The sequence below is a fragment of the Acetobacteroides hydrogenigenes genome (assembly GCF_004340205.1).
Taxonomy (GTDB): Bacteria; Bacteroidota; Bacteroidia; order Bacteroidales; family ZOR0009; genus Acetobacteroides; species Acetobacteroides hydrogenigenes.
In genome coordinates, this window is the sequence record NZ_SLWB01000006.1 from 90,595 (window position 1) to 116,093 (window position 25,499).

The window sequence follows — 25,499 nt, forward strand, 5'->3', positions numbered from 1 at the left end:
ACTCACTACTCCCCATCCAACCAGCACTTAAGCTTTGGGAGTATCTGCTCGGTTTCCCTAATGGCTACCTCGTAGGCCTTAGCCAGGTTTTCAGGATTATTCTCCAACCGCGAAACGGCAATAGGCTGCTCTGGTCGAATAACGAACACCTTTCCTTCGGCCTCCAGGCGCTCTAGCTCGTCGAGAGCCTTATTGTACTTATACGAACGATCGATCATAGCCTTAACCACATTAGGATACTTGCGGTAGGCCACCTTCAGCAGCAGCTTACCCTTGATAGGCTCCTTGCGGTAACCGGCATGACGGGTAAGTATTACGATTGCCCGCTTTTTACCATCGGCAAAAGCCTTCTTAAAGGGAATAGAGTCGGCAATGCCACCATCCAGGTAGTGCTGGTTGTCAATCCGCTGCATCTTCGAGATAAAGGGAAGCGACGAGGTTGCCGCCAACAGGTCTCGGAAGTGCTCGGGCGAAGCCCCATTGAACTCCTTGTATTCGGCAGCACCGGTGTGGCAGTTGGTAACCACCACCTTCATGCGCGTTGTAGAGTTTGCAAAGGATTCGTAGTCGAAAAGCACCTCCTTAGTAGGTACGTAATGGTAAACAAAGTCCCAATCGAAGTAGTTGCCCTTACGGATTAGGTTGTTTAGGCTACAGTAGCGCTTATCGGCCACATAGGGGTTAACATCGAGGTTTCGTCGGTACTGCCGCGACACGTACGATACGCCATAGGCAGCGCCAGCCGATACTGCAACTGCATAGTTAAAGAAAAGCTTCTCCCTATAGAATACATCGAGTACTGCTGCGGTATAGATTCCTCTAAATCCTCCACCCTCTAAAACAAGCCCAACATCCGCATACCTTTCCATCGCAATACCATTTAGAAATTTCAGGCCAAAGATAGCGCATCACTTCTCTATCAGACCAAAGAATTTGTCCTATTAACACCAGCTGAATACACCTTTTTACTTAAATAGTGTCTACCCTTAAGGCTTTAGGAGTTAAACGAAGCTATTTCATAAATCAAATCAAAAGGAGTTTGAGGTAGAGATTTCATTTTTACCATTTGCCAACAGGATATTCTATTTGACGTTTAAATACTAATTCCTTTTACACATGAAAAAATGTCATTACACAATAGCAATATTGTCATATAACGCACTAGTAATCTGCTATATTGTCATTATTTTCTACATGGCACTCTATTTGAAAAGTTAGGGATAAAACCCAATAGATTAACTTTAAAAAAGGAGGTTACTATGTTAGCTAGAAGAAGCGAATCGGTACCAGCATTCGCAAGACTATTCGGAGATTTATTTGACAGAGAAATGTTCGATTGGAACAACTTTAACTACTCCGACACCAACACAACACTGCCCGCTGTAAATATAAAGGATACTCCCGAGCACTTCGTTGTAGAGGTGGCTGTTCCTGGAATGGATAAGAAAGATTTTAAGATTAACCTAAAGGAGAACGTGCTCACCATCTCATCGGAGAGAAAGAAGGAGGAGGAAAAAACAGAAGGCAGCTACACCCGTAGGGAGTACAGCTACCAATCGTTCTGCCGCTCATTTACGCTACCCAACAACATCGTAGATAGCGATAAGATCTCTGCCAAATACGAGAATGGCGAACTACTAATCACCATTCCCAAAAGAGAAGAGGCAAAGCCTAAAGAACCACGCATGATCGAAATCAAGTAAGATCAGCTTGTGACGTTAGTAGAGGAAGCCGTATTTTACGGCTTCCTCTTTCTGTTTTGAGGGAGCCAGTATGCATAACCATTTACGAAAGAAAATCATACTTGGTTTCGAATCCCCACAATTTACCTCTTGTTTACTAGCAATTTCGCTTTTACAATTTGAATAAACGATTATTGGAAGAATGACAAACTAACGGCGGACAGACATACTAGAGCAGGAAAACTTTCCCCCGTAAACACCATGGCGCAGCTGGAGGCGTAAGCCGACATCCCGACATCCCTAACAACGGGACATACCAGACTGGCACGAATCAGGTACGGGAACGCGGTTGGCGTAGAGACGCCCAATTTGGGCGTCTCCACCGAAATAGAAACATTCCACCGCGACCGAGCGAGTTAATTTGTGCCAAGGGTTTTTCGTTCTTTTTGCCCTACAAAAAGAACAGACAAGAAGATGAAATTCTCTTTATAAATGTACTAGCCTCTGCTAAATGCTGAGCCTATACTTATACGAAATCCCTGTTTTGGTTACCAATTCGTGTAATTTTTCAGTCGCGCCACAGGCTTTACTCCGTTAATAACTGTTTATGAAGTTATAGTTCGAAACCAATCCTTTACTTTTATCTATAAATTGTAAGATAGCATATTTTCTTATAAAGAAATAAATTCCAATATATTAAACCCATTTTATCCCCACAAAAAGCCCTCCAATATCACCAATCCCATTTTTAGTTAGTTTCGTCCGACTAATTACAGCAGTTGAAGCAAAGCAACGAACACGCACAATGGCACCACAAGAGCTCTTCTTCCCATAAATAACGGCAGGAGCAAATAAGCATTGTAGCGTAGTTCAATCACATGCAAACTTAATTTTTTTTAATATGGCTTTATTCTCGTATGCGCATGGTGCCTCGGAAACTCCGTTAATTGGAGTTCCATTTGGCGAGTATTTTAGGAGAATTGTAAAAAAGCATGGCGACAACGAAGCGCTCGTTGTGGTAAGCCAAAACTACAGGGCAACCTACAAGCAGCTCTGGGATGAAGTAGACGCAGTTGCCAAATCGTTAATCGCCTACGGTATCGAACGTGGCGATCGTGTGGGTATATGGGCACCTAACCGTTACGAATGGGTGCTGGTGCAAATTGCGACGGCACGTGTTGGTGCAATTATGGTAAACATTAACCCCGGATACCGTTACGCAGATATGAAGTACGCGGTAGAGCAATCGGGCATTAAGCTGCTTATCGCTTCGTCAGGATTTCGCAAAACCAGCTATATAGAAATGATTGACCAGCTACGCGCGGATGGCTCCTGCCCCGAAAGCGTAGTGGTAATGGAGAACGACTGGCGTACATTTATAGGTAAGGGATGTGCCATAACCGATCAAGCAATAGAGGAAAGAGAGAATACGCTTCAGTTCGACGATCCAATCAACATTCAGTATACATCGGGAACTACGGGTCACCCTAAAGGAGCAACCCTGTCGCACCACAATGTGCTAAACAACGGCTTCTTTATTGGCGAAAGGCTGGAATATACCCCAAAGGATAGAATATGCATTCCGGTACCTTTCTACCACTGCTTCGGGATGGTACTAGCCAACATGGCTGCAATCACCCACGGCGCTACCATGGTTGTACCGGGCGAATTTTTCGATCCTGACACGGTAATGCAAACCGTACAGAACGAAAAGTGCACCTCGCTTTACGGCGTTCCAACCATGTTCATCGCCGAACTGGAGCATCCTAACTTTTCGAAGTACGACTTCTCTTCGCTTAGAACCGGAATTATGGCAGGCTCTCCCTGCCCCATCGACACCATGCAGAAGGTGCTAACGCTAATGAACATGCGCGATGTACAGGTTTGCTACGGCATGACCGAGACTTCACCAGTTTCTACCCAAACCAACGCCGGCGATCCTACCGACAAGCGTGTGGGAAGCGTAGGAACAGTCCATCCCCACGTGGAGATAAAGATCATCAATCCGGCTACCAACGAAATCGTCCGTCGCGGCGAAGAGGGCGAAATATGCACCCGTGGCTACTCGGTAATGCTGGGCTACTGGAACAGCCCGGAAGATACAGCCAAGGTAATCGACCAAAACCGCTGGATGCACACCGGCGACGTAGGTGTTATGGACGACAACGGATACGTTAAGATTGTAGGACGCATTAAGGATATCATTATCCGTGGTGGCGAGAACATCTCCCCACGCGAGGTGGAAGAGTTCCTTATAGTTCACCCTAACGTTATCGACGCGCAGGTTATTGGCGTACCAAGTGAGCGCTACGGCGAAGAGGTATGCGCCTGGATCATTCCCCGCGAAGGATCAAACATCACTCCCGAGGAGCTGGTAGCCTACTGTAAGGGCAACATGGCCACCTACAAAATCCCAAAGTACTGGAAGTTTGTATCAGAATTCCCAATGACCGTAACCGGCAAAATCCGAAAGGTTGACATGCGTAAGATCTCGACCCAAGAGCTGGGATTACAAAAGGTATCGGAAATAAAAACAGCGTAATAGTAAAATGCAACCTAAAGATTCGAGCAACCTTTTTGCAACAGTATAATGCCCGAATCCACCACCTAATATCTCGACAACTAAAGCTCCGGTAGGCTTCTATCGGAGCTTTTTTGCATTCCAATCAGCCCACAGCCATTCGCCCTCACCCCCTTCTTTTTCCTTTTCATCGAAATATTCAAAATTATAGCGCAGTTCCTGCGTCATATTGCTGTAAACACCACCATTTACAACCTAAAAATGCAAGGAAATGAAAACAGCAACTAAAGCATTTGCTATTGCAATTTGTCTGGTAATAGGCCTATCTGCTGCTGCACAAAATGTAGAAGAGAGAGCCGCACGAATGTCGAAAAGGCAAGCAGAAATGCTTACCAAAAGGCTTACGCTTTCCGATGATCAGGCTAAAAAAGTAGAAACAATTCTGCTCGATTTCAACAAGAAAGCTATTGCAGACATGAAGGCCGACAGCACAAGGAAAGCCCCAAATTCTGCTCTAGTTGAGAAAAGGAATGCCGAAATAAAAGAGGTTTTAACTGCAGAGCAGTATGAGGCATTCGCTAAAACAGAGCTTGCCAAGGGTACTTTTGGTCCAATGCAGCACCGACGCGGCGGCCACCCCGGAGGCCATCCTGAACATCAACCCCAATAGTTTCGTACACTACCAGCCGGGCAGAAAAGCATTCTGCTCGGCAATACCATTACAGCAATTAATCTAGCTTATAAAAACGATGAGAAAAGCAACAACCAACATATTTCTTCTTTTACTCCTTATTGCATCGGGCTCCTTAGCGGCCAGTGCCCAAACAGTAAAAGTTACGGGAACAATCATAGAATCAAGTTCAAAGCAGCCGCTTATCAGCGCCAATGTCATACTTGTAAACCTACGAGATTCTACCCTTAAGCATCTGGCCACAACGGATGCCAAAGGAGCATTTGTTTTCCCAAGCATTGCACCACAACGCTACCGTTTGGAGATAAGGTATATAGGATATACCGACTATACTAAGATGATTATGGTAGGTAGCAGCAGCCTCTCGTTGGGTACCATTAGCCTAAAAGAGAAAACAGAAATGATTGGCGAGGCTACCGTTATTGGACATGCCGTAAGAGCTAGCGTAAAAGGCGACACTACCAGCTACAATGCCTCAGCCTTTAAGGTTACCAAAGATGCCGATGCCGAAGCGCTTATATCTAAAATGCCTGGTATAACAACCGACAACAATACCATTAAAGCACAAGGCGAACAGGTTAAGAAGGTTCTGGTTGATGGTAAGCCTTTCTTTGGCGATGATCCTACCGTTGCTATGAAGAGCGTTCCGGCAGAAATTGTCGAAAGAATTGAGGTTTTCGATAAGCTAAGCGACCAAGCCGCGTTTACCGGATTTGACGATGGAAACTCAACCAAAACCATCAACATTGTTACAAAATCGAACAGACGAGCAGGCCAGTTCGGTAAAATTTATGCTGGATACGGAACCGACGACCGCTACAATGCGGGTGGTAATGTAAACATCTTTAAGGGCGATTCGCGTATCTCGCTTATTGGTATGACCAACAACGTTAACCAGCAAAACTTCTCGAGCGAGGATATTCTTGGAGTGCTTGGTAGCAGCGGCGGTAGAGGCGGCATGCATGGAGGCCCTGGGGGACCTGGTGGCGGACGTGGAGGCTTTGGAGGAGGCTCTTCCAACTTTATGGTAGGTCAACAAAATGGCATTACCAACACCTCGGCTTTTGGTATAAACTTTTCCAACCAATGGGGAACGAAGGTAAACTTTACAGGAAGCTACTTCTTTAACTACAGCAATACCACCAACAGCCAAAAAACAAACAGGCAGTACTTTGGCGCAATAGATACAGCGCAGCACTACACCCAAGAAGGCTTTAGCCGCAACAACAACTACAACAATCGCCTCAACTTTAGGGTAGAGTACACCATAGACCAAAAGAACTCGTTCATCTTCACACCAAACATCAGCTTCCAGAGCAGCCGTTCGAGCTCTTACTCCAACGCTCAAACAACGGAAGGTCCGGTGAACCTGCTAAACAAAACGGAGAACAAAAACTCCTCGTTTAGCTACGGCTATAACATCAACAACGAAATTCTTTTCCGACACAAATTCGACAAGGAGGGACGAACGCTCTCAATCTCGCTCCGCAACTCGCTATCGGATAAAGATGCAAGTTCGAGCATGCTTGCCCAAAACGCATTCTACGGAAATAAAACAATTCTCGACACTATCGATCAAAAGTCGAAGCTCAACAACAAGAGCTACAGCATTAGCAGCTCGATTATGTACACCGAACCGCTAGGCAAAAAGACCCAGCTGATGACAAGCTACGATATTGGATACACCTACTCGGATATCGATAAGCGCACCAACGCCTACCAAAAGGCCACGCAGCAGTATACCCTGCTCGATACCTCGCTATCTAACGTTTACGAGAGCGACTATCTTACCCAACGCCTTGGCTTAGGGCTTCGCCTAAAGGGAGAAAAGTACAACGGTATGCTAAACCTAATGTACCAGAATTCTACCCTAAAGGGAGATGAAACCTTCCCTGTAAGCTTCAACCTAAGGAAGTCGTACAACAACGTACTGCCAATGATGATGCTTAACTTTAAGTTTAACCAGGCAAATAGCCTAAGGCTTATGGCAGGGACACGAACTCAGGCTCCGTCTATTAGCCAGCTCCAAAGCGTGGTAGACAACAGCGATCCGCTAAACCTGTATGTGGGCAACCCTAACCTAAACCAGTCGTTCTCCAACAATATCAACCTGCGCTACAGCTACACCTCTATGACAAAAGGGAAAACCTTCTTCATCTTCTTCAACGCACAAAATACGCTGGATTACATAGGAACATCTACCCTTTTGGCAGGAAAAGACATCACCTTAGACGATGGTACAATACTTAAAAAAGGAGCCCAGCTCTCGAAGCCAGTAAACCTTGATGGCTACTGGAACCTCAGCACAATGATCAACTACGGATTCCCAGCGGCTTTTATTAAGAGCAACATAAACGTTTCGGTAGGAACTGGCTACAGCCGATTACCAGCAATCCTAAACAGCAAAGAGGTTACAACAAAAACCTACTCTCCTAACGGGGGAGTTGTTATCGGTAGCAACTTTAGCCCAAACTTCGATTTTACCGTATCGTACAACACGGCATACAACGTTGTTGAAACAAACAACACTAGCGGGAATAGCAACAACTACTGGTCGCAAACCGGCCGATTTAAGCTCAACTGGACCATTGCAAACCGAATTACCATACTGCCAGAGGCTACATACCAGCAGTACAACGGCAACAACTTCTACTACGACAACCTAACGATTAACTTTAATCTTGGCGTTAAGTTCCTAAAGAGCAGGCAAACTGAAGTTAAGTTTGGCGTTTTCGACCTACTCGACCAAAACAAGAGCTTCAGCCGTTCGGTTAACAGCCTTTACATCGAGGATAGCTACAACAGCGTGCTAAGCCGCTACTTCCTTGTGACGTTTGTATACAACCTCAAAAATTTCAAGTTGTAAGCTTCATACAGAATACATGTTTTGATTAGATCAACGCGATTAGCCAACGATGAGAATCATGGGCGAAATCATTTTTATCAAAAAAGATGGCTACTTTTCGAAGGAAATAACATAACAACTAAGGGAAATGACATTTGGCGAACAAGTCATAGCGTTTTTTGAAACACTCCAATTCAACATACCTCTTCCCAACGGGATTGAGGCCATGAACCCCTACCGGCAACCCGAAACCATGGATGCCGTTAGGAAGTACTACACCAAGTACTACTCCGATAGCAACCCTCGAACCTTTATTGTAGGCATCAACCCAGGGCGCCACGGAGCAGGAAAAACTGGAATAGCATTTACCGACACGGTTCGCCTCGAGGAGCGCTGCCAAATTGAGCATAACCTACAGCCAACAACCGAACTTTCGTCGGAGTACATATACAGCGTTGTTGATGCAATGGGCGGCCCCGAAGCCTTCTTCTCCCGGTTCTACCTAACGTCGGTATCGCCAATTGGCTTCACCAGAAACGGGAAGAACTACAACTACTACGACTCTACGGCCATGCTTCAGGCAACCTCGAGCTTCATGATGGCCAACTTTAAGCAGCAAATCGACTTTGGAGCCAACCGCAAAATGGCCATCTGCCTAGGTTCGGGGAAAAACTACAAGTACCTAACCGAGATAAACGAGCTAATGGGAAAACCATTCGAGCAAATTGTTCCGATAAACCATCCGCGGTTTGTGATGCAGTACCGGAGGAAATTCCTGCAGCAGGAGGTCGAAATATTTTCCAAGGCGCTATCGAATGCAACCCTTTAAATAAAAAGCTACGCCACCATGCCCAACAATACGCTTACAAAGAAGGTTCTAATATTTTTGCTGCTGGCCCTGCTAATTTGCCTGTTTGCCAACATCAACCAGCTTGTAGGCCTTTTTACCCGCGATTATCCCACCGATCCGCAGCGCCTACACCGAATGCTGATGTTTCGGAATCGGTTGATATGGGAGATGATCCTATCCTTTATTATCTCCTTTGCTATTGTATCGTACAACGCCGGTCTATTTAAGCTAGGAAAGGAAAACAAGAAAACCAGCCAGGCCACCATTGTAGCCATTAGCATAACGGCAGGGCTGCTGTTCTTCTTCTTCCTTATCATCACCTTTCTTCCCGAAAGGAGAATCCCTTCGCGCTTCTTCTTTATGCTGCTAAGCAAAGCGCTCTTCGTGATAATGGCCGCTATTGCGGCAGGGCAGCTCTACCGCCTCATCTGGCAGAAGCAGCAGGTGGAAATCGAGAACGAGAAGCTGAAAACCGATAGCCTGCAAAGTCGCTACCAAGGCCTGATGAACCAGCTAAACCCCCACTTCTTGTTCAACTCGCTAAACTCGCTAGCCTACCTCATACGCGAGAACGAGCAGGACAAGGCGCTTACCTTTATCGACGAGCTTTCGTCGATATTCCGCTACGTGCTCCAGAAGCGAAGCAACGAGCTGGTAACGCTCGAAGAGGAGATCCAGTTTACCGAAGCCTACCGCTTCCTGCTAAGCATCCGATTCGAGAATAAGCTCTTCTTCGAAATAAAGATTGACGAGAAGGACATGCAGCGGCTTCTCCCCTTCTTAACCCTGCAACCATTAATCGAAAACGCCGTAAAGCATAATGTAATTAGCTCCAAGCAACCGCTTGCCATATTCATTTACACCGAAGAGGGCGAGCTGGTGGTAAGCAACCCCGTATCGGCCAAGCGCCCCGACGGCGAGAGTACCGGTATCGGCCTCTCTAATCTGGCCAGCCGATTTAAGCTGCTAACCGGAAAGCAGATTTCGGTTGTTCACACCGAGAGCACGTTCTTGGTAAAGATTCCTCTTATCGCTAAAAAATGAAGTAAGCAAACCCCGAATGAAAGCGCTAATAGTTGAAGACGAAATTGCCGCTCAGCGCAACCTTATGTCGGTTCTTGCCGAGGTGGCTCCGCATATTACCGTAGCCGGAACAACGGACACAATTACCGATACCATAGAATGGCTAAAGAGCAACCCCAAGCCCGATATCATTTTTATGGACATCCACCTTGCCGATGGACACTCGTTTCACATTTTCGATTCCATAGAGATAACAACCCCGGTAATCTTTACCACCGCCTACGATCAGTACGCCCTCGAAGCGTTTAAGCTTAACAGCATCGAGTACCTGCTTAAGCCTATTAACGCCAACGACCTTAGGCACGCCCTCAACAAGCTGGCTACGCTAACCAACCTCGAGCTGATAGAGCAGCTAAAAAAGCTATCCTACTCGGCCGCCAATCCCTCCGACAGCACTAAGCTATTCCTAATACCGTACAAGAGCAAGCTAATTCCCGTTTCGGTAGACGACATCTGCTACTTTTACACCTCCAACGAGCACGTCCATGTTACCACCCTCGATGGGCAAAGCTACCCTATGGACAAATCGCTCGACGCTATTATGGCGATGCTCTCCAATGCCGACTTCTACCGCGCCAACCGCCAGTTTATTATCGCCCGAAAGGCAATACACGACATCGACGTTTGGTTTGGCAACCGGCTGTCGGTAAACCTCGTCCAAAAGACTCCGGAGAGGGTGATCATAAGCAAAAATCGCGTAGCCGAATTTAAGATGTGGCTAGGCGTAATTCGATAGCAGCGCACCTCTGCATAAGCGTTCCCGAATAGCCTACGTTCGTGCCTCCTAATGCCGATTTGCACAGATGAGGACTTTGTTTAGGACATTCAGATGTACTAAATGTATTCGTACAAGAGTACTTCCGGGCACCCAAATGCACCGTTGTAATCGTACAAGAGTACTTTCGGACACCCAAACGCACTGTTGTATTCGTACAAGAGTACTTTCGACCACCCAAATGCACCGTTGTAATCGTACAAGAGTACTTCCAGCCATCCAAACGCACCGTTGTAATCGTACAAGAGCACTTTCGGGCACCCGGATGCACCGTTTTATTTCTTAACGGCTTTCTTCGCCTTTTCGAGGTAGGGTAATGGCGATACGAATTCGAACTCCTTCGAAACCTCGAAGAAGTAGTTGAGCAGGTTTAGATGCCCTGCCCCAAATATCAGCAGAATTCGATCGTTGCCCGAATGGGGTATTCGTTGAATGTTACGGAAGATTCTTAGATTACGGTTAAACCACCTCCCCGTTTGAAAGTCGACCCCGGTAAAGTCGTAGGGCTGCTCCTCGTACTTAAATGTTCCCATCAGATACCCCGATAAATCATCTCTAATGGAGTTGGGGTTGTTCAATTCGAGCAGCTCGTCGATAATGCTCGACACCTTTTTCGAAGATTGATCCTGCACAAAAGCAGAGTCGGTATAGCTAAACATCTTCTCACACCGCTCGTCGTCTTTGAATATTGCCGATATGCTATCGTAATGCCGTCCCATGTTGTCTACGCAGTAAATTTTGGGGAGGTCTAAATCCTTTCCTATCCTAAAGGCAAGCTGCTGATGCTCGTCCTTAGCCAGCACCAGCTTGTTCGTCTTGTACAATTGGAATAGGGAATCTATCCGTTGCTGCTTGCTGGGGTTTCGCTCTACGGCAATAATGGTAGGACGAAACTCTTTGATGGCCCTAACAATGGCAAGAATTTCGGACTGATAGGGCTCTTCGAGCACCGATATCTGATCTTTCTTTTCGGTTTTAACCGCATCGAGGTTGGGATACTCAAAATGGAAAACTCCCAACGTCATCACCTTTGCTTGACGGGGACTTTTGGCGGCTTGCCCGAATACGCTACCTGCCACAAGGAGGCATCCTACGATAAGTATAAATGACCTCATGCCTACTCTATTTTTCATCCGAATAAATACGTTTTAAGGTTGGATGCAACCCGCATGGCTAGGCTTTAGTCACAACCGCTAGCCGTGCGGGTTTCAAGTAGCCATAAGACGTAGCACGTCCCATTAAGTTACAATGCCAACCGAAAAGGTAGGCGTATGCGTGCCCATCGCTCTTTTACCCTACAATGTTCATCTCCTTTAGCGCCTTAAAGGCAAACCTTGCCGATGGGTAGGTTATGGACCCTCCACCAACCACGCCTATCTTTATGGCCTCTACAATTTCCTGTTTTGTGGCATTTTCGGCCAAGCAGCCCTGGATATGGTAAAGGATGCACTCCTCGCATCGGGTAAGGATGGATATTGATAGCCCCATCAGCTCCTTGTACTTTTTGGGTATTGCGCCTTGGGCGTAAACGGCATCATCTAGCGCACCGAACTGGCTAAAGAAGTCGTCATTATCCGCCATAAGCTTATTTAAAGCTCTTCGTGTTTGGTTAAAATTTTCTAGTTCCATAATCGATAGCTGTACCTAATTTAGAAGTAGACTCCCAGCAACATAAAAACCCTATCTATACTACACCGCAGCGCTACTTTATCTCAATTACCCGTTCTTTGATGCTGATGTTAGTTCCATCGGTAACCGTTTTTGTTTGCACGCTATATATTGGCCAACCAGAGCCGTGGATTCGCGATGCCGTTTGAACATCATTTTTCAAATCCTTAAGCTCATCCCTTGCAGGCGGTTTTATGCCCATCTTTTGGGATGTCTCTACCACAAACTTGTAGGTGGCCTCGGTTAGCTGCTCCTTGTTTACCTCGTGCGACGAGCGAAGTATGTAGTTGTTATCGGCTTCGTTTACTTCATCAAGATAGGCGGTGATGCTGCAGTCGAAAGGCTCGCCACCCAATATGTTCGGGGCCTTTGTCTGCGCAGTAAGCTCCTCTCCCAGCTTATACTGGGCTCCATGAAAGTTGTAGAACTGCTGAATATCGTTTATAGAAGTTGTCTCAATAGCCTCCTTCGAAGAATACGCTAACCCCATCTGGGCAATCAGCTCGCCAAAACCTGGTAGTTGAGGAAACTCCTTGCCCAGCTTTTCCATGGCCGACTTAATGTAATTCTGCACCTCTACCCAGTTAACAACCTCCTCGAAGGTTCCGAGTTCGTCGGTTTTAATAATAACCTTCATATCCTGAGCAATGGACATAACCTTCTTCACAAACTCGTTTTTAGTATCCATGCTAAAGTTTCGGTAGTACCATTCGATGGTGTAGGATTTTTCGGTCGAATCGACAATAGTAATATCGACATCGTACTTAATCTTCTCGTGCAAAACCGTGTCTACACCTTTTACCTTATAGGAATCCTCTACAACAGCGTAGCTTTGCTTCTCGTTCTTATCCCAGTAGCCAATAACTTTTACCGTAGAATCGGCCATGTTGATTTGAGCAAACGAGGACAGGGTAAACAGCAACAGGATTACAATAAAAGAGCCTCTTTTCATTCGTTTAAGTTGTTTTTAAAGATTAGAAGTAACACCCAAGAAACCCTTTTTTGCGCTCGTTTTGCGGTAGAGAAACAGGGATGCTTTATGGTTTTGTTTTAATGGTGTTTCTAGATTGTCTCAAGCTAAGCATAAGCAGCTCTCCGTTTGGCGAAGGCTCCTTTCTTCCTCAATCCTATCTCTAAAGGCTCTAGCCTGATAAAAAGTAGCTACCTTCTTTAGCCTTTGCCTAACCGTTATACGCTTGTAGGATTATAGCCTACTTGGATAGATTCGTCTGAGGCAGGAGCCCATAGTCGAACAGAGCTTACTTAGTATTTACAAATTGCGAACGGGCTTTACCATCATTTTTAATACCTCGCAGTTTACAGTATTCGATTAGTTCATCAATATCTATTTCAACATCGCGTACCATATACCCTTCCCTAATCAATTCACCTTTTGCCTTTAGATATGCCGCATGCCACTCACTCCATGTATCGTGCATGCGCTCTCTATCGTCAATCGAGGCAACGAACCGCATCCAGTCCTCTTTTCGGTAGTATGCCAATTTTAGTTCTATCATATTCTTGTCGTGTTTATCAGTGATGCTAAGGCTCCTAAAGCTATCACTTTTATTAAAGCAAGCGATAACCTGCAGAAAATAATCTGCTGGTTTTCCCGTTTAATGGCGGTCAAAGACCGCTACTTAAGTTCAACGGCATTACAAATGCCGCCGAACCTCGTGCGTTTATTCTACGTCGAGCGAGAGCTTTATCTAATATACCCTTTTCTACTTCTTAGTTTAAAGGTGGTAAGTCTTTATCACACCTTTGAGCATTTGAATGTGCCAATACTTTTCCAACAGATGTTAATTGAATGCTTGTACCAATACTATCCCACCACACTCTAAGTGTTTTCAAATTTGGTCTTTTATCCCATTCTTGCATAAACACATTAATGTTTTCTTGTTTAACAGATTCATCTTGCTTATAAAGGTCATAAACTGCTCTAATTACATTTTTTTGTTCCTCTGATAGTTGAACTGGAACACTAACTAAATTTCCATTAATTGGAAGTTGAAAGTGCATAGTGAGAGAGTCAATTTGATTTTTAGTGGAAATGTTTAACCTTAAAAAATTATTATTTAAAGCATGTTCTACTAAAATATTTTCTGACAATCCATTAGAAGTAAGTAATTCAATTGCTTTTTGGTAGTTTTCTGATTCTTTTTCAATCCCAATCTCAATATAGCCAACTAATATTTCCGGATAGTATTGTTGGATTTTTTTTAACCCGCCCAAAGAATTAATTCGTATAGTATCTAAAATGTCTAAATGGTCAAGCCATTCATTACCTGTAGGAAGCCTATTATAAAATAATTTACCAAACAATTCATTTAAAACATTCAGACCTTGGTGAATGTCTCCACTTGCAGGAAAGAAATGTGAAACTGAATGGAAAACAGTCAAACCTAGTAAAGCTTCATCTGAAATTTTGTCAACTATTTCTACTGCACGACTAATCCCTGCTCTAGTAATTCTATTTTCTCCTTTTTGAAATCTATGAATAAGCAATTCTGACAAAAGGTCATAATCAGCAGGTCGTTCAGTGGAAGCTGCTGTTTTTTGAGCTTCAACGAGTAGTAATTGAAAACTTGGGTCTGCAAATGCTTCCAAAGCTCCATCAACAGCTTCCATTTTGGGCAATAGTTTGTTTTCAAATTCTGCAACTCTCAAATTTGCTATTTCTAAAGCTTCTTGAGTATAATCTCTTCTTACTTGCAAGTTCATTTCATGATAAATTTCACGAGCCCGTTTCTCATCAATACCAATATTGACAATCATTTGGTTGGCTTGCAATTGCTGTGAGTTGTCTCCAGCTTTCTGACTTTGCTTATTTGTCATTGTAATTTCTCCCAACTTGAATTTGTGAAGCGTAATTTCCAGCTTTTTGCTTTTGATTTACTTTAGTTGTCTTTTTTATACCAATCCGATATCCTATTGCACCGCCAGTAATAAGACCTAGAATTAAAGTTATTATAGCTGTGCCAATACCTTCAAAAATCCATTCCATAATTATTTTCTTTAAGTTTAACTTTCATGTTTGTAGTGTTTCATAGCCTTACATATGCACCATCATCCTCCCAAAGGTGCATATATACCAATCCAAATTTGTAGTGGTATGTACACCTTTTCCGCAAAAGAGGTGCATCTATCTATGTCGTAAACCCCAGCAACCCCGAAAGGGGCGCACACGAAGTGTAGATTACCGCTATACTTACCTTAGATTTACGATTCGAAATAGATGGGCGTAATGTAGCTAAAATATGCTACGGATGTTCGGTAAAGGTTAAAATTCTGCCTGTAAAATGTATCTACCACACCTAAAAAGTGGCAAACCCAACACCAAGCGCTCATGGTATTGGGTTTTACCTCGTTTGATAGAATATTTACGTAATCCAGCTATGCCCTTTAAGCCTGCTCGCTCTCCTGTGCCGGAAGAGATGCATTTTTTAAGGCGGAGCGGCTACCTTTTTTAGCCGCTGGCCTTTCGTACATAAAGTACTGCTGCTGCTTGGCGTGGCTGCCGCGGAAGGCAACCTTAGCAATATCGCATATGTTACGGGCAAAGCTCCATACCGCATTGTACTTGGCAATACGAATCTCGGTATTGGCAGGTCGATTGGTCTTTGCCAACGATTGAGCCGCAATGGCATCGGTTAGCCGTGTATGTAAGCTTTCCAGCTTGTTCATATACCCCTTAGTAAGCCGTGCATCCAGCTTATCCTCATATTCGGGATCGCTGTAGTTGGCAATAATTTGGTTTAGCAGGCTTGCCATCTTCACAGGGTTGCTTCTTGCCTTCTCTACCCCCTTTCGTCCAAACCTAGTAGAGGCAGCAGCCTTATCGGATAGCGCTCTTTCGCAATGGAAGAAGAAAAACTGTACCTCTTCTCGGCACTCCTGCATAGTACGCTGAAGTTCCTCAGTGGCAATGGTTATGATGCCATTGCTCTCTAAGCTGGAGTAGTCGTTAAGACATTCTTCAACCTCAACGATCTTGGCTTCAATTTCGGCTAAGGTGAGGCTAGGTTCTACGGACTGCAGCAGGTTAATGTCCTGCTTGGCAAATTCGAGCTTGGTCTTCGTTTCGGTTAGCATATCGCTATCAGACATCGTATAAGACCTTAAAAGTAGTTTACTCATTAGCTGTTAGCTTATTTCGAGCGGTTAGTAGTTATCCAATACTATTGAGCATTGCAGTAGGCTTACAGATGCGCTTACGTTGCTGCCAGCACCTTAGCTGTAAGCTTGCCATAAAGTTACGCCAAAGCCTACCAACTTGTCAATAACCATAATTGATTAATTTTAGCATACATAAAGATAAACAAAATCAATAAATGGTGCCGTATGCTGTAGCCGCTGCTTTTAGTGAAGCAGAGCCGTTGCTTTAGCGGTAGCTACCTACCGTTAAAGCGAAATAGAGGAACATACAGCTCCCCCAATTGTCCTCTATAAGCGGCTGCTGATACCCTAAAAGGAGTAGAAAAGCAATTTGAAGAACCCTTCCCCTTTCTCGAATATGGCTTAAACTATTTCGACAATGCTCTACGGAGCTTCGAGAGTAGTCAACGTAGCTTCGAGAGTAGCTTACGTGCTTTCGAAAGATGTTTACGCCATTTCGAGAGTAGCTTACGACGTTTCGAAAGACGTTTACGCCGTTTCGAGAGTAGTTTACGAGCTCGTAAACTATATTTTGAACGGCGTAAACCATTGTCGAAGCTCTGTAAACCATATTTTGAACGGCGTAAGCTTCCGTCGAAACGCCGTAAACCATATTTTGAATGGCGTAAGCTACTATCGAAGCTCCGTAAACCATATTTTGAATGGCGTAAGCTACTATCGAAACTCCGTAAACCTTCATCGAAAGTGTGTAAAGCATCGAAAAAGCTCCGTAAGCTGCTCTCGAATCAAGCTTAACGTGCTTTGAAGCGGATTATGCGAATTAAGAGTTGAAGGTAATCAAAAACGTTATAAGGCTTATGGGGATGTAATCCTCCCCTTTTTGAAAGGGGAGGTGCCCGAAGGTTGTAGCAACGCGGAAATCCCGAGAAGCGGGGGCGGAGGGGTTAATAATATCATGCATAAGCATATAAAAGAAACAGCAAACCACCCCGGCTTTCAGCCACCCCTCCTTTTAAAAAGGAGGGGAATACGCTTTGTGATAGGTTTAGCAGTAGCATAACCCCAACTCTTAATTCGCATTGATTAGGTAGTGGTAGAGAGAAGGATATCCAGGGAATACGCTTTTAGCCCAAATTCTTCAATACAACGAGACGCATGCAATGCGTCTCTACCCCCTGCGACGCTGATTCTGGCTGGTAGAGATGCGATGCTCGCGTCTCGAAACAAATTTAAGAATAGCTTTAACGCCCAAGTTTGCCAACAAACCAACAATCAATGCTTGAAGAATTCTTAAAAGCGAAATCCCCGGAAGTCTATCCGCCTTTGACAACAGGCCAAGGATTTTTCTTAACGTCTCCCAGATAACAAAAATGGAAGTGGAGCGTAGCGACATACCTCCTTAGCGGGATTATATGAATGGAGAAGTCAAAGAAGTCAAAGAATTGGTAATACGCCGAATAGCACTATCTCCCGCTTAATCGCTGAGCGAAGCCGAAGTGGCGGGGGCCAATGTCGTTAAAATAAGGAATACTCTTTTCTTCTTGTCATCCCGGTGAAGGCCGGGATCCACAGCCGTCAAGCTAAGCAGATGCATAGAATTACATTTAGTAAAATAACAGGATAAATATTAATAACCAGCATATAATTGAAACTGTTTATCCCCTCCTTTGGAGGGGTAGGGGTGGGTTAAGACGTTATTACCCACCCCCTGCCCCCTCCCATGGAGGGGATAACGTACTGCTATTGGGCGTTTGTCCCTTTAAATTCAGCCTTGGCTTGACGGCTATGGGCCGGGATCTCCTCCTAAAAAGTTCTTTTACCTTTTATGTGGAGATCCCGTGACAAGCACGGGATGACACTCCGAGGAAAGATTATTCCTTAACTTAACGACATTGCCAGCGGGGGCAGGGGGTGGACAGTGCGTGCTATCCTTTTATGGGAGCCATTCTCTAATGGTTCGCGCCTAACGCATAGTCTATTGCATGTAATCCTACGTCTTTCGCCTTAAACGTTGATCGGATTACGGTACGGAATACCCTTATCCGAATGCAACATATTGCACAGAAACAAGCCGAATAACCATAAAATAACGATACTTCTTCTATTTCACTACGATAACTTCGGCAAGATGATACATTTGTAAGAAGGCGAAAAGTATTCCAAAAGATGCTTCATTCGATCCTAAGAAAAACTCTTAATACATCAAGCAGTTAACCTCAAATCACGGACGATGAAAAAGTTAACCCTAGCACTTACCCTCTTTAGCCTTGTCACGCAAGGCTTCGCCGTAAAGCCGGTACTGGAGGGTTTTAAGTATGCCGATATGAAAACACCGGTAGGTAACGAGTGGGAATCGCCGGAACAGCTGGCCCTAAACAAGGAGCAGCCTCGCGCATGGTTCTTCCCCTTTGCCGATGTCGAAAGCGCCCGCAAAGTGCTGCCCGAGAACTCCGCCTACTGGCAATCGCTGAACGGACAATGGAAGTTCAGCTGGGTAAAATCGCCAGAGCTACGACCAAAGGGCTTCTACGAGCCAACCTTCGATGTCTCGTCGTGGGATAACATCACCGTTCCATCCAACTGGAATGTGGTGGGCATCCAAAAGGATGGCAGCCTGAAGTACGGTGTGCCCATCTACGTAAACCAAAAGGTGATCTTCCAGCACAGCGTAAAAGTTGGCGACTGGCGCGGAGGCGTTATGCGCACCCCACCTACCAGCTGGACAACCTACGAGTACCGTAACGAGGTAGGCTCGTACCGCCGCGACTTCGAGATTCCGCAGGACTGGGATGGCCGCGAGGTGTTCATCAACTTCGATGGCGTAGACTCGTTCTTCTACCTTTGGATCAACGGCCAGTACGTAGGATTCTCCAAAAACTCGCGCAACGCCGCTGCCTTCAACATCACCAAGTACCTAAAAAAGGGGAAAAACGTGGTTGCAGCCGAGGTCTACCGCAACTCCGACGGCTCGTTCCTCGAGGCACAGGATATGTACCGCCTTCCGGGCATTTTCCGCACCGTATCGCTATACTCTACCCCTAAAGTGCAGGTTCGCGACCTTAGGGTAAACCCCGATTTGGACCAAACATACACCAACGGTTCGCTCACCATCAACGCCGACATCCGCAACCTGGGTAAAGGCAAGGTTAAAGGCTACAAGATGGTGTACACCCTTTACGCAAACAAGCTCTACTCCGACGAGAACAGCCTCGTAAACGGCGCTACCGCCACCGCTACGGTTGATTTGGTTGATGCAGGCCAGCAGGTAGAGGCCCAGCCAGCAGTAATTAGGGTACAATCGCCCAACAAGTGGTCGGCCGAGCTGCCCTTCCGCTACACCCTCGTAGCCGAGCTTAAGGATGCCAAGAATAGGACCATCGAAACCGTATCGACCATTGTTGGATTCCGTAAGGTGGAAATCAAGGATACTAAAGCATCTGATGATGAATTCGGATTGGCCGGACGCTACTACTACGTGAACGGCAAGACCGTGAAGCTGAAGGGCGTGAACCGCCACGAGATGAGCCCGGAGACGGGCCATGCCATCAGCCGCGAGAGAATGGAGCAGGAGATTATGGTAATGAAGCGCGCCAACATCAACCACGTCCGCAACTCGCACTATACCGACGATCCTTACTGGTACTACCTCTGCAACAAGTACGGTATTTACCTAGAAGATGAGGCCAACATCGAATCGCACGAGTACTACTACGGCGAAGCCTCGCTTTCGCACCCTGTGGAGTGGAAGGCGGCACACGTGGCCCGCGTAATGGAGATGGCACATAGCAACATCAACAATCCATCTATCGTAATATGGTCGTTGGGCAACGAAGCTGGCCCTGGCAACAACTTTGTGGTGGCCTACAACGAGCTGAAGGCGTTCGACGCATCGCGCCCGGTTCAGTACGAGCGCAACAACGACATTGTAGACATGGGCTCCAACCAGTATCCATCCATCGGCTGGATGCAGGGTGCCGTAAAGGGCAAGTATAACATCAAATATCCTTTCCATATATCGGAGTACGCCCACGCAATGGGTAACGCCTGCGGCAACCTTGTAGACTACTGGAAGGCGATAGAATCGACCAACTTCTTCTGTGGCGCCGCCATCTGGGAATGGATAGACCAAAGCCTATGGTACTACGACAAGAAAACCGGCGACCGCTTCCTTACCTACGGAGGTGACTTCGGCGATATGCCAAACGACGGACAGTTTATCTTTAAGGGCGTTGTTGATGCCAACCTCGCTCCTAAGCCCCACTACTACGAGGTGAAGAAGGTATACCAGCATATTGCTGTTGATAGCCTAAGCATTAGGGATGGCGCCTTCGAGGTGTTCAACAAGTACTACTTTAAAGATCTTTCGGACTACTCGCTTCGCTGGTCGCTCTACGAAAACGGCAAGGAAGTTCAGGCAGGATATGTTGATATGGGCGCAGTTGCTCCACGTACCAAGAAAAAGATCGCCATACCTTACCAGCTCGATAAGCTGAATGCCACATCGGAGTACTTTGTAAAGTTCCAGTTCGAGCTAAAGAACGATATGCCTTGGAATAGGAAGGGATACGTTCAGGCCGATGAGCAGTTTCCTGTTAAGAAGGCAACCAACCTTCCATCCGTAGCCGACGATGCCAAAGCAACCTCAACCGACAAGGTTGAAATTGTAGAATCGGCAACCAGCATCAAAACCGTGAAGGGCAAAGGCTTTGTAGCCGAGTTCGACACCAACACCGGAACCATCCACAGCCTTACCTACGGCAACGAAACCATCATCGAGCCCGGCAATGGTCCTAAGCTAGATGCATTCCGCGCCTACGTAAATAATGACAACTGGTTTATGCCAAGATGGTTCGAGAATGGCCTTCACAACCTCAAGCACAAGGCTACTAGCAGCAACTTCATGAGGAAGGCTGATGGTACAGTGGTTGTAGCCTTCACCGTAGAATCGCAAGCCCCAAATGCGGCCCGCCTAGAAGGTGGTACAACGGCAACCCGTAATTCGCTAGTGGAGCTAACCGACAAGAGGTTTGGCGAGAACGACTTCAAGTTCACCACAAACCAAATTTTCACCATCTATCCCGATGGTTCGATAGAGCTACAGGCCAGCATCAGCTCCAATCAGGAGACGATGGTTCTGCCTCGCTTGGGATATATGATAAAGGTGCCTCAAAGGTTTGCCGACTTTACCTACTACGGACGTGGCCCTATCGACAACTACAACGACCGCAAGTCGAGCCAGTTTGTAGAGCTGCACAAGAGCACCGTTAAGGACGAGTACTTTAGCATTGCAAAGCCTCAGAACGTGGGTAACCACGAGGATGTACGCTGGTGCGCCTTAACCGACAAAGAAGGAAACGGCGCCCTATTTGTGGCAAGCGACCGCCTTTCGGTATCGGCGCTTCAGTACTCTGCCCTCGATATGACGCTTGCCGCACACTCGTATCTGCTTCCTAAAGCTGGAGATACCTACCTTAACCTCGACCTTGGAGTAACAGGCTTGGGCGGCAACAGCTGCGGACAGGGAGGTCCACTAGAGCACGACCGCATTAAAGCCGGACAAAACTCAATGGGCTTCATCATTCGCCCTGCGGCAGGTAAGGATCTTGTTAGAGCAGCTAGCGTAAAGGCTGCCGGAGAAGTACCTATTACCATCACCCGAAATCGTATCGGAGAGGTAAAAATCAATTCGACAAAAAAGGATGCCGTAATCTGCTACACCATAGGAAAGGATAAGGCAAAAGTCTACACCGATGCAATTCCTATGCGCAACGGAGGCTCGGTTACCGCATGGTACAAGGAGAATCCTCAGATGAAATTTTCGGCAGCCTTCCCTAAGATCGAGAGCATCCAAACCTCGGTAATCTTTACCAGCAGCGAAGAGGCCGGCGAAGGCGAAGCCGCTAACCTTACCGATGGCGACCCAAACACCATATGGCACACCATGTACTCGGTAACCGTTGCCAAGCACCCTCACTGGGTTGATATGGATGCCGGCGAGGTTAAAACCATAAAAGGCTTTACATGGCTGCCACGTCAGGATGGCAACAATGGAGATGTAAAGGATTACACCATTCATGTAAGTCTTGATGGTAAGAATTGGGGAGAGCCAATTGTGAAGGCCACCTTTGCAAGAAGCAAGGAAGAAAAGAAGGTGATGTTCGACAAGCCCGTAAAGGCTCGCTACATCCGCTTCACGGCCCTCAGCGAGCAAAGAGGACAGGACTATGCAACGGGTGCCGAAATCACAATCCTTGCAGAGTAGTCAGCAGACATTATAGAATTTAATAGCATAAAACCGCAGTTAGGGATTCCTAGCTGCGGTTTTTGCTTATAGATACTTATACCCATCCAAATAAAACGCTTCTATTCTCGGGTTGATATCAGCTTCCGGCTAAAAATTTCTTCTTCACCTCCCAATATTTCCCTTTCACCCTACAGGTGGCAATAAACATTAGCTTAAACACGATTCATTACTAGTTCTTACTTTAAATCACACGCAGTAGCTATGGTAAACAAGGGAATGCTGCTTCTGCTACTTCTGCTATCACTTGCAGGTAGCGTAAGCGGGCAAAAATCGCTCGACTACAAGCTGTCGGACTGGTATTTGGGGACGCTCGATAACGTCCTCGACAATATTTCGAAGCAATCGAAGGTCCAATTTGAGTTCGACAGGCAACGGCTTAACGCCATCCATATCGACCACCACCCCATTAGCCAACCGCTAAAGGAATTCCTCGATGTAGTGGTATGCAAGAATAATAAGCTAAAGTACTACATCAGCGATGGAGGTAAAGTGGTAATTGTAGACCGATGGGTAGTAACCAACGAAGTGAAAATTGAAGAAGAATCGCACTACAAAGGAAAGCCTACCCGCTACCGATTCGCGCTTACTGGTCGAATAATCGATAACGCCTCGGTAGAACCTCTACCCTTTGTAAATATCTCGATAAAGGGAACCAGCATCGGAACTAACTCCAATGCCGATGGCTACTTTACCTTGCCACGAGTTCCGAGCGATACGGTTTCGCTGGTGCTAAGCGCTATTGGCTACAAGCCAAAAACGGTTTACCTAACGCCACAAACCCCACAAAGCAACCTGCTGGTAAAGCTCGAAAGCGAAAGCGTAGCCATAAAAGAGGTTGTTATTAATGGAGAAAAGCAGGAGGTACTGCAAACCAACAGCAAAGTGGGCATGATAAAGATGTCGCCCATTAAGCTAGTATCGCTGCCCAGTTTGGGCGAAAAGGATATCTTTCGCTCCTTTCAGCTGATGCCGGGCATCAGCGCAGCCAACGAGAACTCGTCGGGGTTATACGTTCGAGGAGGAACGCCAGATCAGTCGTTGGTAGTATACGATGGATTCACGGTGTACAACGTAGAGCACCTCTTCGGCTTTTTCAGCTCGTTCAACAGCAACGCCATAAAGGACATCCAGCTTTATAAGGGTGGATTCGATGCTAAATACGGAGGACGCATATCCAGCGTTGTCGAAATCACCGGAAAGGAAGGCAATAAAACCAATTGGGGAGGATTTGCCGACATCAGCCTAATGTCGGCCAACGGTTTTCTGGAGGCTCCGCTTGGCGAAAAGTTTACCATTATTGCCGCAGGTCGCCGTAGCTGGCAAAGCCCGCTTTACGACAAGATCTTTAACAAGTATTCCAATACAAGCAGCACGTCAGGGCCAAGTATGCCCGAAGGAAGAAATCCATTTGGGAAGAACGACCTCAAATCGTACTTCTACGATTTCAACACCAAGCTAACCTACCGCCCCACCGATAAGGACATTATTTGGTTAAGCTACTACTCCGGCAACGACGATCTCACCAACGATATCTCGTCAGGCTTCAAGGGAGGTGGTCCTGGAGGTATGGGCGGCGGTGGCGAAGTTCCCCGCATCAGCAACTTCAGCATGAGCAACAACGACAACTCTAACTGGGGAAATCACGGAGTATCGCTCAAGTGGTCGCGTAAGTGGAACGAGAAATTTTACGGCAACTTCCTTATTGGCTACTCCAACTACTATAGCAACCGCGATCGTACCTCCTCAGGATCGTACGAAGACTCATCGGGCACATCGCACAGCATTAAGCGAGGTGTAATGGAGTACAACCACCTCGACGACTACTCTGCAAAGGCCGACATCGAACAAAAATTAAACGCCAATAACGTGCTCGAATATGGCATTAACGCTACATACAACAAGATTACCTACAGCTACGCCCAAAGCGACACCGTAAAGCTTATAGATCGCAGAAATGAGGGGCTCCTACTTTCAGGATACCTTCAGGATAAGATCTCGCTATACGATAATATGCTTAAGATAACTCCAGGACTACGCTCCAACTACTACAGCGTAACCGGGAAAATGTACTTCGAACCTCGTCTTACCTCCTCGTATCAGCTAACCGATACTTGGAAGATTAAAGGATCGATAGGACGCTACTACCAGTTTGCCAAGCGAGTTGTTCGCGAGGATATCATGGCCGGAAATAAGGACTTCTGGACGCTAAGCGACGGAAAGAATCTTCCGGTAACCTATTCCGACCAAATAATCGGTGGCGTATCGTGGGAGAACAACACCTACCTTATTGATGTAGAAGGGTACTATAAGCGAATAACCAACTTAACGGAATACTCCCTGCGCTTCTCTAAGTCTTTAGCAAACGGCAGCTTTAATCCCGGTCACGGAGGCGATCAGGGAACCGTAACCTACGAAGATCAGTTCCTTACAGGATGGGGGCGTGTTCACGGTATCGATGTTCTTGTGCAAAAGAAACAGGGCGATTTAACCGGATGGATTGGCTATACCCTAGGGCGTGTGGTAAATCACATCGATGGCTACGGCAATTACGACTACTACGCATCTAACGATGTTACCCACGAGTTTAAGGCTGTAGCAACCTACCACTGGCGCAACTGGGACTTCTCGGGAACATGGATATACGCAACGGGAAAACCCTACACGGCACCCCAAGGCGGCTACACCGTTACCCTACTCGACGGTACCAAGAAGTCGTTTGTAACGGTATCAACAAAAAACGGGCAGCGCCTTCCCGACTACCATCGCTTAGACCTTTCGGCAACGCTAAACATGAAGCTCGGGGGACGAATCCCTGCAACACTTGGTTTCTCCGTTTTCAACGCGTACAACCGCAGCAATGTATGGTATAAACAGTTCGAAATTGTTGATAATACCATTGTAGAAACCAACGTCAACTACCTCGGCATTACGCCTAACATCAACTTTACCATTAAATTCTAA

At 46.2% G+C, this 25,499-nt stretch carries 18 protein-coding genes; 9 read left to right on the forward strand and 9 right to left on the reverse strand.

All coding sequences use genetic code 11. The features are described from left to right. Window positions 1-5: 5 nt before the first annotated feature. The gene (locus tag CLV25_RS07780) at window positions 6-869 is read right to left on the reverse strand and encodes a patatin-like phospholipase family protein (protein ID WP_131839075.1); all 864 of its coding nucleotides are present in this window, start codon (window positions 867-869) and stop codon (window positions 6-8) included. A 390-nt stretch (window positions 870-1,259) separates the two neighbouring features. On the opposite strand from CLV25_RS07780, the gene CLV25_RS07785 reads away from it, so the two are divergent. The 7 genes from CLV25_RS07785 (at window position 1,260) to CLV25_RS07815 (ending at window position 10,408) form a co-directional block, all read left to right on the forward strand. Then, window positions 1,260-1,703: an Hsp20/alpha crystallin family protein gene (locus CLV25_RS07785; protein ID WP_131839076.1), complete on the forward strand. Its 444-nt coding sequence runs from the start codon at window positions 1,260-1,262 to the stop codon at window positions 1,701-1,703. 880 nt (window positions 1,704-2,583) lie between these two features. After that, a complete protein-coding gene (locus CLV25_RS07790; RefSeq protein WP_131839077.1) occupies window positions 2,584-4,224 on the forward strand; it encodes an AMP-binding protein in 1,641 nt (546 codons plus the stop codon). A 250-nt stretch (window positions 4,225-4,474) separates the two neighbouring features. Further along, window positions 4,475-4,873 carry a hypothetical protein gene (locus tag CLV25_RS07795; RefSeq protein WP_131839078.1) on the forward strand — a complete coding sequence of 133 codons (399 nt, stop codon included), beginning with the start codon at window positions 4,475-4,477 and terminating at the stop codon, window positions 4,871-4,873. 79 nt (window positions 4,874-4,952) lie between these two features. Next, a complete protein-coding gene (locus tag CLV25_RS07800; RefSeq protein ID WP_131839079.1) occupies window positions 4,953-7,760 on the forward strand; it encodes an outer membrane beta-barrel protein in 2,808 nt (935 codons plus the stop codon). 127 nt (window positions 7,761-7,887) lie between these two features. Next, window positions 7,888-8,568: a uracil-DNA glycosylase family protein gene (locus CLV25_RS07805; protein WP_131839080.1), complete on the forward strand. Its 681-nt coding sequence runs from the start codon at window positions 7,888-7,890 to the stop codon at window positions 8,566-8,568. An 18-nt stretch (window positions 8,569-8,586) separates the two neighbouring features. After that, on the forward strand, window positions 8,587-9,633 hold the full coding sequence (locus tag CLV25_RS07810; RefSeq protein ID WP_131839081.1) for a sensor histidine kinase: 1,047 nt from the start codon (window positions 8,587-8,589) through the stop codon (window positions 9,631-9,633). Between the two features lie 16 nt (window positions 9,634-9,649). Next, a complete protein-coding gene (locus CLV25_RS07815) occupies window positions 9,650-10,408 on the forward strand; it encodes a LytR/AlgR family response regulator transcription factor (RefSeq protein ID WP_131839082.1) in 759 nt (252 codons plus the stop codon). A 314-nt stretch (window positions 10,409-10,722) separates the two neighbouring features. Here CLV25_RS07815 and CLV25_RS07820 read toward each other — a convergent pair whose 3' ends face one another. The 8 genes from CLV25_RS07820 to CLV25_RS07855 form a co-directional block, all read right to left on the reverse strand. Continuing rightward, complete coding sequence (locus tag CLV25_RS07820) at window positions 10,723-11,562, reverse strand: DUF5694 domain-containing protein (protein WP_131839083.1); 840 nt, start codon at window positions 11,560-11,562, stop codon at window positions 10,723-10,725. Between the two features lie 175 nt (window positions 11,563-11,737). Beyond that, window positions 11,738-12,076 (reverse strand): carboxymuconolactone decarboxylase family protein, encoded by a 339-nt coding sequence (locus CLV25_RS07825; protein WP_131839084.1) that lies wholly within the window; start codon window positions 12,074-12,076, stop codon window positions 11,738-11,740. A gap of 73 nt (window positions 12,077-12,149) precedes the next feature. Beyond that, on the reverse strand, window positions 12,150-13,067 hold the full coding sequence (locus CLV25_RS07830) for a hypothetical protein (RefSeq protein ID WP_131839085.1): 918 nt from the start codon (window positions 13,065-13,067) through the stop codon (window positions 12,150-12,152). Window positions 13,068-13,374: 307 nt separating this feature from the next. Further along, window positions 13,375-13,632, reverse strand: a complete 258-nt coding sequence (locus CLV25_RS07835) for a hypothetical protein (RefSeq protein WP_131839086.1) — start codon at window positions 13,630-13,632, stop codon at window positions 13,375-13,377. Between the two features lie 214 nt (window positions 13,633-13,846). Then, window positions 13,847-14,953, reverse strand: a complete 1,107-nt coding sequence (locus CLV25_RS07840) for an LPO_1073/Vpar_1526 family protein (protein WP_131839087.1) — start codon at window positions 14,951-14,953, stop codon at window positions 13,847-13,849. Further along, complete coding sequence (locus CLV25_RS07845) at window positions 14,943-15,122, reverse strand: hypothetical protein (protein ID WP_131839088.1); 180 nt, start codon at window positions 15,120-15,122, stop codon at window positions 14,943-14,945. The genes CLV25_RS07840 and CLV25_RS07845 overlap by 11 nt, the downstream gene beginning before the upstream one ends. A gap of 398 nt (window positions 15,123-15,520) precedes the next feature. Next, entirely contained in the window at window positions 15,521-16,255 is a 735-nt protein-coding gene (locus tag CLV25_RS07850) for a hypothetical protein (protein ID WP_131839089.1), read from the reverse strand. A gap of 244 nt (window positions 16,256-16,499) precedes the next feature. Further along, a complete protein-coding gene (locus CLV25_RS07855) occupies window positions 16,500-16,991 on the reverse strand; it encodes a hypothetical protein (protein WP_131839090.1) in 492 nt (163 codons plus the stop codon). A 1,473-nt stretch (window positions 16,992-18,464) separates the two neighbouring features. Here CLV25_RS07855 and CLV25_RS07860 point away from each other — a divergent pair. Both CLV25_RS07860 and CLV25_RS07865 read left to right on the forward strand, forming a co-directional pair. After that, complete coding sequence (locus tag CLV25_RS07860) at window positions 18,465-22,496, forward strand: glycoside hydrolase family 2 TIM barrel-domain containing protein (RefSeq protein WP_131839091.1); 4,032 nt, start codon at window positions 18,465-18,467, stop codon at window positions 22,494-22,496. 243 nt (window positions 22,497-22,739) lie between these two features. After that, complete coding sequence (locus CLV25_RS07865; RefSeq protein WP_131839092.1) at window positions 22,740-25,499, forward strand: TonB-dependent receptor; 2,760 nt, start codon at window positions 22,740-22,742, stop codon at window positions 25,497-25,499.

Coding starts and splice junctions, on each gene's coding strand:
- CLV25_RS07780 (WP_131839075.1), bottom strand. CDS start 869: ATGGAAAGGTATGCGGATGTTGGGCTTGTTTTAGAGGGTGGAGGATTT.
- CLV25_RS07785 (WP_131839076.1), top strand. CDS start 1,260: ATGTTAGCTAGAAGAAGCGAATCGGTACCAGCATTCGCAAGACTATTC.
- CLV25_RS07790 (WP_131839077.1), top strand. CDS start 2,584: ATGGCTTTATTCTCGTATGCGCATGGTGCCTCGGAAACTCCGTTAATT.
- CLV25_RS07795 (WP_131839078.1), top strand. CDS start 4,475: ATGAAAACAGCAACTAAAGCATTTGCTATTGCAATTTGTCTGGTAATA.
- CLV25_RS07800 (WP_131839079.1), top strand. CDS start 4,953: ATGAGAAAAGCAACAACCAACATATTTCTTCTTTTACTCCTTATTGCA.
- CLV25_RS07805 (WP_131839080.1), top strand. CDS start 7,888: ATGACATTTGGCGAACAAGTCATAGCGTTTTTTGAAACACTCCAATTC.
- CLV25_RS07810 (WP_131839081.1), top strand. CDS start 8,587: ATGCCCAACAATACGCTTACAAAGAAGGTTCTAATATTTTTGCTGCTG.
- CLV25_RS07815 (WP_131839082.1), top strand. CDS start 9,650: ATGAAAGCGCTAATAGTTGAAGACGAAATTGCCGCTCAGCGCAACCTT.
- CLV25_RS07820 (WP_131839083.1), bottom strand. CDS start 11,562: ATGAGGTCATTTATACTTATCGTAGGATGCCTCCTTGTGGCAGGTAGC.
- CLV25_RS07825 (WP_131839084.1), bottom strand. CDS start 12,076: ATGGAACTAGAAAATTTTAACCAAACACGAAGAGCTTTAAATAAGCTT.
- CLV25_RS07830 (WP_131839085.1), bottom strand. CDS start 13,067: ATGAAAAGAGGCTCTTTTATTGTAATCCTGTTGCTGTTTACCCTGTCC.
- CLV25_RS07835 (WP_131839086.1), bottom strand. CDS start 13,632: ATGATAGAACTAAAATTGGCATACTACCGAAAAGAGGACTGGATGCGG.
- CLV25_RS07840 (WP_131839087.1), bottom strand. CDS start 14,953: ATGACAAATAAGCAAAGTCAGAAAGCTGGAGACAACTCACAGCAATTG.
- CLV25_RS07845 (WP_131839088.1), bottom strand. CDS start 15,122: ATGGAATGGATTTTTGAAGGTATTGGCACAGCTATAATAACTTTAATT.
- CLV25_RS07850 (WP_131839089.1), bottom strand. CDS start 16,255: ATGAGTAAACTACTTTTAAGGTCTTATACGATGTCTGATAGCGATATG.
- CLV25_RS07855 (WP_131839090.1), bottom strand. CDS start 16,991: ATGCTTTACACACTTTCGATGAAGGTTTACGGAGTTTCGATAGTAGCT.
- CLV25_RS07860 (WP_131839091.1), top strand. CDS start 18,465: ATGAAAAAGTTAACCCTAGCACTTACCCTCTTTAGCCTTGTCACGCAA.
- CLV25_RS07865 (WP_131839092.1), top strand. CDS start 22,740: ATGGTAAACAAGGGAATGCTGCTTCTGCTACTTCTGCTATCACTTGCA.